The organism is Brachybacterium sp. HMSC06H03 (genome assembly GCF_001807385.1).
In the GTDB taxonomy this organism is placed as follows: domain Bacteria; phylum Actinomycetota; class Actinomycetes; order Actinomycetales; family Dermabacteraceae; genus Brachybacterium; species Brachybacterium conglomeratum.
In genome coordinates, this window is sequence record NZ_KV788652.1 from 1 (window position 1) to 11,269 (window position 11,269).

Here is an 11,269-nt window from a genome sequence, read left to right on the forward strand (position 1 = left end):
GGACCCACGCCGCGCAGCGGCTCCGATGTCGCGCCCGCTCCCGGGGCCGACGCGCAGGACGCGTCCCCGGCGGACCAGCAGCCCGCGGGAGAGCCCCCCGGCGGCGAGGGATCGACCCGCAGCGGCCTCGGCGCCGTGCTCCAGGAGGAGGAGTTCTCCGTCGCCGACGCGATCGGCGGGCGCCGCGGGATCGTGGAGTCGGTGCTGCCGACGCTGCTGTTCGTCGTGCTCTTCGTCGCCACGGGCGCCGTGGGCCTCTCCGCGGGCGCCGCGGTCGCGGCCGTCGTGGTGATGCTGGTGGTGCGCCTCGTCCAGCGCCAGAGCCCCTCGACCGTGATCGGCGGGCTGATCGGGGCCGCGCTCGGCGCGGTCCTCGCGGTCCGCTCCGGGGAGGGGTCCGACTTCTACTGGCCGGGCATCGTCACCAACGCCGTCTCGCTGGCCGTGCTCCTGCTCTCCCTCGCCCTGCGGCACCCGCTGGTCGGCGTGGTCGTCGCGCTGCTGGACCCGCGGGTCTCGGACTGGCGCGAGCACGAGGACGGCCGCCGCGTCTACACCCGCGCGACCCTCCTGTTCGCGGGGCTGTACGCGGCCAAGCTCGCTGTGCAGCTCCCGCTGCTGCTGACCGGCCAGGTCGCGGCGCTCGGCGCGGCGAAGATCGCCATGGGCCTGCCGGCCTTCGCGGTGATCGCCTATCTCGTCTGGCTCATGCATCGCGGGCTGCTCGCCCGCCGCGGCCTCCGCTGAGCCCCGACCGGCGCGGTCAGCGCACCGTCCACTGGATGAGATGATGGTGCACGATGTGCCCGCCGAGAGTTCTGCCGCCGTCCGAGCCGGGCTCGGACCCGGAGTGGAGGAGAGTGGTCCGATGACCCCCGATGCCGACAGCGCGCCGAGCAGCCCCGCCCCCGGCGGCCGAGTCCTCACGGTCACCGCCGGCCCTCCCGCGGCCGGCGGCACCTTCGTGGCCCGCCACGAGGGCCGGGTCGTCTTCGTGCGCGGCACCGCACCGGGGGAGACCGTCACCGCCCGCCTCCTCGAGGACCCCCAGGCGAAGGCCGATGCCCGCTTCTGGCGCGCCGAGGCGCTCGACGTGCTAGAGGCCGGACCCGACCGCGTCCCCACGGTGTGGGAGGAGGCCGGGGTCGACGGCGTCGGCGGCGCGGAATGGGCGCACATCGCCCTGCCCGCCCAGCGCCGCATCGCGAGCGAGGTCATGCAGGAGCTGCTGCGGCGTGCCGGGGTGACGAGCTTCCCGATCGAGCAGGTGCAGGTCGAGCCCGCCCCGCACGACGCCGACGGGCTCGGCTGGCGCACCCGGGTGCGCTACGCCGTCGGCCCCGACGGGGAGGTCGGGATGCGCGGCTGGCGCTCCCACGAGGTGCGTCCCGTGGGCGAGGATCCCCTGTCGGCCTCCGCGGTGCGCGCGCTGCGCCTGGGGGAGTGGACCGCCCCCGAGGGCACCGAGGCCGTCGACGCCGTGGCCCCCTCGGCCGGTCCGGCCTCGGTGGTGCTGATCGGCCGCGACCTGGATCCCGAGACGATCGAGATCCCGGAGAGCTGGGGCGACGCCGACGTCGCGGTCCGCACCGCCCGCGGTCTCGTCCCGCTGCGCGGCGACGGCACCGTCCACGAGCGCCTGGGCGAGCGGATGTTCACCGTCAGCGCCACCGGCTTCTGGCAGTCCCACCGCCGGGCCGCGGAGCTGCTCACCGAGGTCGTCGACTCCGCCCTGCACGCCCCGCGGGGCGGCAGCGCCTGGGACCTCTACGGCGGCGTCGGCGTCTTCGCCGCGGTCGCCGCGGAGCAGGTGGGCACGGGCGGCTCGGTCGTCTCCGTCGAGGGCAACCGCCGCGCCTCCCAGCTGGCCGCCCAGAACCTCGAGGACCTCCCGCAGGTCTCCACCGCCACGGCCGACGTCACCGACTGGGTGCGCGCACGCCGCGGCGGGGTCGACGCGGTGGTCCTGGATCCGCCGCGCGCCGGCGCGGGCGTCGAGCTGATGGGGCTGCTCGCCGGCGCCGTGCGCCAGCGCATCGTGTACGTCTCCTGCGAGCCCGCCACCCTCGCCCGCGACCTCGCCGCGATCGAGAGCAAGGGGTGGCAGGTCAAGGACCTGCGCGCCTTAGACCTCTTCCCGCACACGCATCACATCGAGTCCGTCGCGGTCCTCGAGCGCGCCGCGGGCTGACCGGGCCGACACGCGCCCGGCGCAGATGACGCCCTGTCAGGACCGGGGGGTCCTGCGTGGTATGATTTATCTTGACTTCAAGATACTTGCCGGGGATCCGCCCGGCACCCCCTCCCCGACCCGCGCCCTCCGCGTCGGGCCCCGAGGTGCGCGATCGCCTGCCGTACGCGGGCGACGCGCCTACGATGGAGGGGTCGAACCCATACCGAAGGAGTGCGTCCGATGAGCACTGTCGACTCATTCGCCGCGAAGCAGAAGCTCGAGGTCGGCGGCACCGACTACGAGATCTATGCGCTCGACGCCGTCGAGGGCGCCGAGAAGCTTCCCTACAGCCTCAAGATCCTGCTCGAGAACCTGCTGCGCACCGAGGACGGGGCGAACATCACCGCCGACCACGTCCGTGCGCTCGCGAGCTGGGACGCGACGGCCGATCCGTCCGTCGAGATCCAGTTCACGCCCGCCCGCGTGATCATGCAGGACTTCACCGGCGTTCCCTGCGTCGTCGACCTCGCCACCATGCGCGAGGCCGTCCAGGACCTCGGCGGGGATCCCGAGCGGATCAACCCGCTCGCCCCCGCGGAGATGGTCATCGACCACTCCGTGATGATCGACGTCGCGGGCCGTCTCGACGCGCTCGAGCAGAACATGGAGCTCGAGTACGAGCGCAACCGCGAGCGCTACCAGTTCCTGCGCTGGGGCCAGACCGCCTTCGACGACTTCAAGGTCGTCCCCCCGGGCACCGGCATCGTCCACCAGGTCAACATCGAGTACCTCGCCCGGACCGTCATGACCCGCGAGGTCGACGGGGTGCTGCGGGCCTACCCCGACTCCTGCGTCGGCACCGACTCGCACACCACCATGGTCAACGGCCTGGGCGTGCTCGGCTGGGGCGTCGGCGGCATCGAGGCCGAGGCGGCGATGCTCGGCCAGCCCGTCTCCATGCTGATCCCGCGCGTGGTGGGCTTCAAGCTCACCGGCGAGATCCCGCCGGCCGCCACCGCGACCGACGTCGTGCTCACCATCACCGAGATGCTCCGCCAGCACGGCGCGGTGGGCAAGTTCGTCGAGTTCTACGGCGAGGGCGTCTCCCAGGTCCCGCTCGCGAACCGCGCGACCATCGGCAACATGAGCCCCGAGTTCGGCTCGACCGTCGCGATCTTCCCGGTCGACGAGGTCACCACCGACTACCTGCGCCTGACCGGCCGCACCGAGGAGCAGGTCGCCCTCGTGGAGGCCTACGCCAAGCGTCAGGGCCTGTGGCACGACCCCTCGACGGAGGTCGAGTACTCCGAGTACCTCGAGCTGGACCTCTCCACCGTGGTGCCCTCCATCGCCGGCCCCAAGCGCCCCCAGGACCGCATCGTCCTCACCGAGGCGAAGGAGTCCTTCCGCAAGGTGCTGCCGTCCTACGCGGGCGAGGGCCATCAGGTCGAGGAGGGCGAGGACGCCGGCAGCTTCCCCGCCTCGGACCCGGCCGGACTGGAGTCGGACAACGCTTCCGGCGGCGACGCCCCGGAGCGCCAGAACGTGATCGGTCGCGCCTCGGACCCGGTCCAGGTCAAGGGCAAGGACTTCGAGATCGACCACGGCATCGTCTCGATCGCCTCGATCACCTCCTGCACCAACACCTCGAACCCCTCGGTGATGATGGCCGCCGGCCTGCTCGCCCAGAACGCGGTGGACCGCGGCCTGGTCGCCAAGCCGTGGGTCAAGACCTCCATGGCCCCCGGCTCGCAGGTCGTCACCAACTACTACACCCGGGCGGGCCTCTGGCCGGCGCTCGAGGCGCTCGGCTTCCACCTGGTGGGCTACGGCTGCACCACGTGCATCGGCAACTCGGGTCCGCTGGACTCGGAGATCTCCGAGGCCATCGCCGAGAAGGACCTCGCCGTCACCGCTGTGCTCTCGGGCAACCGCAACTTCGAGGGCCGCATCAACCCCGACGTGAAGATGAACTACCTGGCCTCCCCGCCGCTGGTCATCGCCTACGCGCTCGCGGGCACCATGGACTTCGACTTCGAGAACGACCCGCTGGGGCAGGACAAGGACGGCCAGGACGTCTACCTGCGCGACATCTGGCCGAACCCGACCGAGGTCGAGAAGGTCATCGGCGAGTCCATCTCCCAGGAGATGTTCACCGAGGACTACAAGGACGTCTTCACCGGCGACGAGCGCTGGCGGGGCCTGGAGACTCCCGAGGGCGCGACCTTCGAGTGGGACTCCGAGTCCACCTACGTGCGCAAGCCCCCGTACTTCGAGGGCATGGAGGCGCAGCCCGCTCCGGTCGGCGACGTCGAGGGCGCCCGGGTGCTGGTCAAGGTCGGCGACTCGACCACGACCGACCACATCTCGCCCGCCGGCTCGATCAAGCTCGACTCCCCGGCAGGCAAGTACCTGCAGGAGCACGGCGTCGCGCGCAAGGACTTCAACTCCTACGGCTCCCGCCGAGGCAACCACGAGGTCATGATCCGCGGCACCTTCGCGAACATCCGCATCAAGAACCAGCTCCTCGACGGCGTCGAGGGCGGGTACACGAAGAACTTCCTGACCGGCGAGCAGGAGTTCATCTACGACGCCGCCCAGGCCTACGCCGAGCAGGACATCCCGCTCGTGGTCCTGGCCGGCAAGGAGTACGGCACCGGCTCCTCCCGCGACTGGGCCGCCAAGGGCACCAAGCTCCTCGGCGTCCAGGTCGTCATCGCCGAGAGCTTCGAGCGCATCCACCGCTCGAACCTCATCGGCATGGGCGTGCTGCCGCTGCAGTACCCCGCCGGCGAGACCGCCGAGTCCCTCGGGATCGACGGCACCGAGACCTTCTCCTTCACCGGGATCACCGCGCTGAACGAGGGCGCCACCCCGAAGACGGTCAAGGTCGTCGCCGCCAAGCAGGACGGCACCTCCGTGGAATTCGATGCGGTGGTCCGCATCGACACCCCCGGCGAGGCGGAGTACTACCGCAACGGCGGCATCCTGCAGTACGTCCTGCGCTCGCTGGTCGCGGCCTGATCGCAGGCCCCTCCCGCGCCGTCCATCCCTCGTGACCGGCGCACGCTGCGCCCCGCCCGGCTCCGGCCCGGCGGGGCGCAGTCATGTCCGGGTGCGGGAGGCGCCGCAGGCACCCTCTCGCGCACCCCTGACCGGGCTGTCTGCACCGCGTTGCACACCTCGGCGGGGCCGGGTGAAGCCCCGGTGAAGATGTGCACAGATGTGACCATGTCTCCCGTCTCGGCAGGTCAGAACCACGTACTCTGGACAGGTCCCGACCCCGTCCCCGAGGGAGGACCGTGCGTGTCCACCACTGAGCAGCGCGGCGTCGCGTCGACCCGTCGGCTCTCGCGCCCCGCCCCCTCCCGCCCGGCGGCGGACTCCACCGTGCCACCGCCCGAGGTGCCGATCCCCGCGGACCCCGAGGCGCTGCGCGCCCTGGACGCGGAGCAGCTCCCGGGCCTCGCCCGCACCCTTCGCCGCCGCCTCCTCGAGATCTGCGCCGTCAGCGGAGGCCACCTCGGCCCGAACCTCGGCGTCGTCGAGCTGACCCTCGCCCTGCACCGCGAGTTCCGCTCCCCGGCGGAGCCGATCGTCTTCGACACCGGCCACCAGGCCTACGTCCACAAGATGCTCACCGGCCGCGCCGACCTCGAGGGGCTCCGCCGCGCCGGCGGCACCTCCGGCTATCCCGACCGAGGCGAGTCCGAGCACGACCTGGTCGAGAACTCGCACGCCTCCGGATCGATCGCCTGGGCGCACGGCCTGGACCGCGCCCACCGCCTCGCGGGGAAGCAGGGCGTCTCCGTCGCGGTGATCGGGGACGGCGCGCTCACCGGCGGCGTCGGCCTCGAGGCGCTCAACGAGCTCGCCGCGGACCGCGGCTCCCGCACCGTCGTCGTGCTCAACGACAACACCCGCTCCTACGCGCCCACCGTCGGCGGCCTCGCTCGGCATCTCGCCGCGCTGCGCACGGGCGAGGTGCTGCCCGGACAGGACATCTTCACCCAGCTGGGTCTGACCTATCTCGGACCCGTCGACGGCCACGATCTCACCGCGCTCGCGGCCGCGACCGCCGCCGCCCGCGACGCCGCGGAGGATCCGGGCAGCGCCGGAGTGGTCCTGCACGTCCTCACCCGCAAGGGCGCCGGCTTCGCCCGCGCCGAGGCCGACGCGGTGGACCACTGGCACGCCACCGGCCCCTTCTCGCTCGAGGGCGAGGAGGCGACGAAGCCCGCCGCCCGTACCTGGAGCGCCCGACTGGGCGCCGCGGTGCTCGACGCCGCCCGTGCCGACGAACGTGTGGTCGCGCTCAGCGCCGCGATGATCGACCCCGTCGGGCTCACCCCGATGCAGCAGGAGATGCCCGAGCGCGTCCTCGACGTCGGCATCGCCGAGCAGCTCGCGCTGGACACCGCCGCCGGCCTCTCCGCCGGGGGCCGCCTGCCCCTCGTCGCGCTCTACGCGACGTTCCTCAACCGCGCCCACGACCAGCTGCTGCTGGACCTCGCCCTGCACGGTGAGGACGTCACGATCACGCTGGACCGCGCCGGGATCACCGGGGACGACGGTCCGAGCCACCACGGCATCTGGGACCTCGCCCTCGCCGCGCAGGTGCCCGGACTGAGCCTGTGGGCGCCCCGCGACGGCGCCCGCCTCGACGCGGCGGTCCCCGCGGCGCTCGGCACCCCGGGCCCCTCGATCGTCCGCTTCCCCAAGGGTGCCTGCCCCGAGGAGCTCCCGGCGCTCGCCCAGCTGCCCGCGGGAGACGTCCTGCACGGCGACGCGGAGGCCCCGATCGACGTGCTCCTCGTCTCCGTCGGCGCCCTCGCCGACCGCGCCCTCGCCGCCGCTCGGGAGATCGCGGCGTCCCGTCCCGCGGCGAACGTGGTCGTGCTCGATCCGGTCCGGGCGCTGCCGCTGGGCGAGGAGCTGCTGGACCTCGCCGCCGGCGCCCGCGCGGTGCTCACCCTCGAGGACGGGCTCGCGGAACGGGGGATCGGTGCCGCGCTCGCACTGCGGCTCGGCCGACGCTCGACCCCGGCGCGGCCCGGCCCCATCGTGCACTGCCGGGGCGTGGACCTCGAGTTCCTCGCCCACGGCAAGCGCGACATGATCCTCGCCGACCAGGGCCTGGACGCCCCTGGCATCGCCGAGAGCCTCGCCGCACTGCTCTGAATCGCGCTGCGCTGAGTCGGGCTGCTCCGAGACACGATCCCCGGAGTCGCGCTGCTCGGTGACGACCCGCGGCCACCGTCGCTCCGTCGCGGCGGGTGTCGTGGGCCGGAGACGAGGACGCCGTGCCGCCGACGCGGTGAGCACCGCGGAACGGAGCGTCCGCAGGGGCTCTCAGCCCAGCGAGCTGCGCGGAGCAGGGTCGTCGGCCCGGGCCGTGAGGACGATCGGCGCGCCGTCGGTGACCTGCAGGGTGTGCTCCGCGTGCGCGCCGCGGGAGCCGTCGGCCGCCAGCTGGGTCCAGCCGTCCCGCTCGTCGACGACGAGCTCCGAGGTGGTCGGCACCAGGAACGGCTCGACGGTGATCAGCTGCCCGGCCACCAGCTCGGCGCCGCCGCCGGGGGTGCCGTGGTTGGGGACGAAGGGCGCCTCGTGCATCGTGCACCCCACGCCGTGGCCGCCGAAGCGGTCGTTGATCGAGTAGCCGAGCGAGGTCGCCTCGTTCATCACCGCGAAGCCGATGTCGCCGACGGTGGCGCCGGCGGTGACCTGGTCGATGCCGGCCCACATCACCTGCTCGGTGTCGCGGATCAGCTGCAGGTCCTGCGCGCGCGGGGTGCCGACGGGGATCGTCAGGCACGAGTCCGCCACCCAGCCCTCCACCGAGACGGCGAAGTCGAGGGAGAGCAGGTCCCCGTCCTCGAGCACCCGGTCGTAGGGGCGGCCGTGGAGCACGCCCTCGTTCAGCGAGGTGCAGATGACGTACCCGAAGGGGGAGGCGCCGAAGACGGGGTGGTAGTCGATGTAGCAGCTGGTCGCCCCGGCCTCGCGGATCAGGCGATGCGCCTCCGCGTCGACGTCCAGCAGGTTCCAGCCCACGTCCACGACCTGCCGCAGGTGCGAGAGCACGGAGGCGACGAACTCGCCGGCCGGACGGGCCTGCGCGATGGTGGGCAGCTCCTGGGTGGAGCTGCGGCGACGCCGTCCGAGGATCATCGTGCCTCCTGCCAGGTGACCAGCCGGGCCCCGACCCAGGCGATCATCGGTGCGAACACGGCGGCGCCGAGCAGGTGGCCGAAGACGACCAGCTCGGGCAGCCCGGTGAAGTACTGGATGTAGCCGACCGCGCCCTGCGCGAGGGTCGCCGCGAGCAGCCACCAGGCCGCGGTGCGGGCCTCGCGGCGGGCATCCGAGCGGTGGAGGACGACCAGCATCGCGATCAGCAGGGCGAGGAAGAGGTAGACCGCGACGGCGTGGACCCGGGTGATCACGACCGGGGAGAACATCAGGCGGGTGACGTCCCCGGCGTCGCCCGAGTGCGGGCCGGTGCCGGTGACCAGCGTGCCGAGCACCAGCACCACGAAGCCCACCGCCGCCAGCGGGACGTAGAGCCCCAGCAGTCGTGGCGGGACCGCGAGGCGCACGTGCGAGTCGCCGTCGTACAGCCGCACCAGCAGCACCGTCGAGAGCGCGCCGAGCACGGGGGAGATGAGGAAGTGGGGGCTGACGATCCCGGGGTGCAGATCGAACCACACCACGAACGCCCCGATCAGCGCCTGCGCGGCGGTGCCGATCACCGGCACCCACGCCAGCATCCGGAAGCCGCGTCCCTTGTGGGAGAGCCAGCGGTAGGTCACCAGCAGCACCGCGACAGCGAAGATGCTCAGCACGCCGGTGAGCGTGCGGTTGCCGAACTCGACGAAGGGGTGGATCCCGGCCTCGAGCGTCAGCTCCGGGGTGAAGTTCCCCGGCTCGCAGTGCGGCCAGGAGGAGCAGCCCAGTCCGCTGCCCGTCAGACGCACCGCGCCGCCCGAGAGGATGATCCCCATCTGGCAGATCAGGTTGCCCCAGATCGCGATGGCGGCGAGACGTGCGCGCCGCTGCGGCCCCCAGGAGGTCAGACGACGGTCGGGCAGGGTGGTGATCCGCCCGTGGCGCTCGGGTGAGCGCTCGGCGGAGAGGACAGGCGAGGACATGCCCAGCAGTCTAGGTTCCGCGGCCGAGGGCCGCCTGGACGCCGGGTGCGGATGCGAGGGATCCCGCATCGTGAGGACTCGGCGGTCGCCCGGGACGGCCGAGCGGCCGGACAGGGGCTCCGGGACCGGAGCCCGGCGTCGGGCTCGTGCGAGGCGGCTCAGGCATCCGTCCAGCGGAACCAGCGCACGACGGCCGCGACCCCTGCCGCGGCCCACAGCAGCAGCACCACGGCGGAGCCGGGGGAGAACGGACCGCCCGCGAGGCAGGCCCGCATCAGCTCTCCGAGCGCGCCCGAGGGCAGCAGGTCCGCGAGCCCGCCGAGGATCCGCGGGAACGAGGTGGTGGGGAAGGCGACGCCGCCGACGGCGACGAGCAGCACGAACACGAGGTTCGCCACCGCCAGCACCGCCTCGGTGCGCAGCAGCCCCGCGACCAGCAGGCCGAGCGCCCCGAAGGCCACCGTCCCCACCAGCCAGACGGGGACGAGCGTTGCGAGGCCGGCGAGCTCCGGCCGCCAGCCAAGGACGAGGCCCAGCACCCCGAGCACGACCACCTGCAGCACGTGGGTGGTGAAGGTGGCGAGGATCTTCCCGGCGAGATAGCCGCTGCGCCCCAGCGGCGTCGTCGCGATCCAGCGCAGCACGCCGTTGCGACGGTCGAAACCGGTCATGATCGCCTGCGAGGTGAAGGAGGTCGAGATCAGCGCGGTCGCGAAGGTCGCGGCGACCGCGGTGTCGATCGCGGGAGCGCCCTCGAGCCGGCCCACGGGCAGCAGCCACAGCCCCACCATCACCATCGCCGGCAGGGCGATCGCGACCATGAGCTGCTCCCCGTTGGAGAGCAGCACGCGGGTCTCGAGCCGGGCGTGGGAGAGGATGCGGCGCATCGCCGGCGCGGGACGCGGCACGCGCGGCGCGGCGGTGGTGTCGCCCGCGGCGGAGGAGGTCGACGGGGTGGCGGCGCTCATCGGGCGGCTCCTGCGCTGGGGGCGTCGTCGTGGCGGGGCGTGCTCCCGGCGGGCTCGTCCCCGGGGGCGTCGCGGTCCATCAGGTCCAGCAGCACCGCCTCGAGGTCCGCGGCGGCGGCGCTGGAGACCTCCAGGCGGGCGCCGTGGCGGGCGGCGACCTCGTGCAGCGCCTGCTCGAGGGCGGGCACGGCGTCGGGGGCGATGCCGCTCGCGGTCGCCCGGAGGGTCACGCCGCCGCCCGGTCCGCGATGCTCGCGGATCACCTCCTGCACGCTGCCGGAGGCAAGCACGCGGCCGCGGGAGATCACGCGCACCGCGTCGGCGAGCCCGACCACGTCGTCCATCAGATGGGTGGTGAGCACGACGGCGGTGCCGGTGCGGGCCAGCCCCCGGATCAGCTCGCGCACCCGGCGTCGGATCGAGGGGTCCATCCCGGCGGTCGGCTCGTCGAGGAAGACGAGGTCGGGCCGGCCGATGATCGCCAGCGCCAGGGCGAGCCGCTGGCGCTGGCCTCCGGAGAGGCGCCGCACGAGGGTGCGGGCGAACTCGTCGATGCCGAGATGGGCGGAGACCTCGTCGACGTCGAGCGGGTCGGCGTGCAGGCTCGCCCCGTAGCGCAGCAGCTGCATCGCCGTCGCGCCCGAGGCGAGGCCGCCGTCCTGGATCATCACGCCCACCCGGGCGCGGTGCTCGGGGCTCGCGCGCCAGGGGTCGGTGCCGAGCACGCGCACGCTGCCGGCGTCGGGGCGCAGCAGACCGGTCGCGCAGGAGACGGCGGTGGTCTTGCCGGCGCCGTTGGGGCCGAGCAGCGCGGTGACCTCGCCGCGCTCCGCGGTCAGGCTCAGGCCGTCGAGGGCGCGCACGGCGCCGTAGGAGTGGGCGAGGTCGGTCGCGACGAGGGCAGGGGAGTGGTCGTCCATGGCCGCCCCATCGTAGGCCGGACGCGGCGCCTGGCCGGGGACGGCGCCGCGTCC

8 protein-coding genes are annotated in these 11,269 nt (G+C 73.5%); 4 read left to right on the forward strand and 4 right to left on the reverse strand.

Features of this window, described 5'->3' with window-relative positions; all coding sequences use genetic code 11:
- The 4 genes from HMPREF3159_RS01425 to HMPREF3159_RS01440 form a co-directional block, all read left to right on the forward strand.
- Positions 1-747 (forward strand): DUF3159 domain-containing protein (locus HMPREF3159_RS01425; protein ID WP_246821408.1); only part of this gene is annotated, 747 nt, incomplete at its 5' end.
- 121 nt (positions 748-868) lie between these two features.
- A complete protein-coding gene (locus tag HMPREF3159_RS01430) occupies positions 869-2,191 on the forward strand; it encodes a class I SAM-dependent RNA methyltransferase (protein WP_070499290.1) in 1,323 nt (440 codons plus the stop codon).
- Positions 2,192-2,413: 222 nt separating this feature from the next.
- Entirely contained in the window at positions 2,414-5,197 is a 2,784-nt protein-coding gene (gene acnA, locus HMPREF3159_RS01435) for an aconitate hydratase AcnA (protein ID WP_070499292.1), read from the forward strand.
- A gap of 282 nt (positions 5,198-5,479) precedes the next feature.
- Positions 5,480-7,354 carry a 1-deoxy-D-xylulose-5-phosphate synthase gene (locus HMPREF3159_RS01440; protein WP_246821409.1) on the forward strand — a complete coding sequence of 625 codons (1,875 nt, stop codon included), beginning with the start codon at positions 5,480-5,482 and terminating at the stop codon, positions 7,352-7,354.
- A 171-nt stretch (positions 7,355-7,525) separates the two neighbouring features.
- Here HMPREF3159_RS01440 and map read toward each other — a convergent pair whose 3' ends face one another.
- The 4 genes from map to HMPREF3159_RS01460 all read right to left on the reverse strand — a co-directional run bounded on the left by map (position 7,526) and on the right by HMPREF3159_RS01460 (position 11,215).
- Positions 7,526-8,347 carry a type I methionyl aminopeptidase gene (map, locus tag HMPREF3159_RS01445; protein ID WP_070499294.1) on the reverse strand — a complete coding sequence of 274 codons (822 nt, stop codon included), beginning with the start codon at positions 8,345-8,347 and terminating at the stop codon, positions 7,526-7,528.
- Positions 8,344-9,327, reverse strand: a complete 984-nt coding sequence (locus HMPREF3159_RS01450) for a COX15/CtaA family protein (protein ID WP_070499296.1) — start codon at positions 9,325-9,327, stop codon at positions 8,344-8,346. The genes map and HMPREF3159_RS01450 overlap by 4 nt, the downstream gene beginning before the upstream one ends.
- 158 nt (positions 9,328-9,485) lie before the next feature.
- Positions 9,486-10,295, reverse strand: a complete 810-nt coding sequence (locus HMPREF3159_RS01455) for an ABC transporter permease (RefSeq protein ID WP_070499298.1) — start codon at positions 10,293-10,295, stop codon at positions 9,486-9,488.
- Positions 10,292-11,215: an ABC transporter ATP-binding protein gene (locus HMPREF3159_RS01460; protein ID WP_070499299.1), complete on the reverse strand. Its 924-nt coding sequence runs from the start codon at positions 11,213-11,215 to the stop codon at positions 10,292-10,294. Before HMPREF3159_RS01460 ends, HMPREF3159_RS01455 begins: the two co-directional genes overlap by 4 nt.
- Positions 11,216-11,269: the final 54 nt, after the last annotated feature.

Bases quoted from the DNA above. Each gene is read 5' to 3' on its own strand.
- acnA (WP_070499292.1), top strand. From the start codon at position 2,414: ATGAGCACTGTCGACTCATTCGCCGCGAAGCAGAAGCTCGAGGTCGGC.
- HMPREF3159_RS01460 (WP_070499299.1), bottom strand. From the start codon at position 11,215: ATGGACGACCACTCCCCTGCCCTCGTCGCGACCGACCTCGCCCACTCC.
- HMPREF3159_RS01430 (WP_070499290.1), top strand. From the start codon at position 869: ATGACCCCCGATGCCGACAGCGCGCCGAGCAGCCCCGCCCCCGGCGGC.
- map (WP_070499294.1), bottom strand. From the start codon at position 8,347: ATGATCCTCGGACGGCGTCGCCGCAGCTCCACCCAGGAGCTGCCCACC.
- HMPREF3159_RS01455 (WP_070499298.1), bottom strand. From the start codon at position 10,295: ATGAGCGCCGCCACCCCGTCGACCTCCTCCGCCGCGGGCGACACCACC.
- HMPREF3159_RS01450 (WP_070499296.1), bottom strand. From the start codon at position 9,327: ATGTCCTCGCCTGTCCTCTCCGCCGAGCGCTCACCCGAGCGCCACGGG.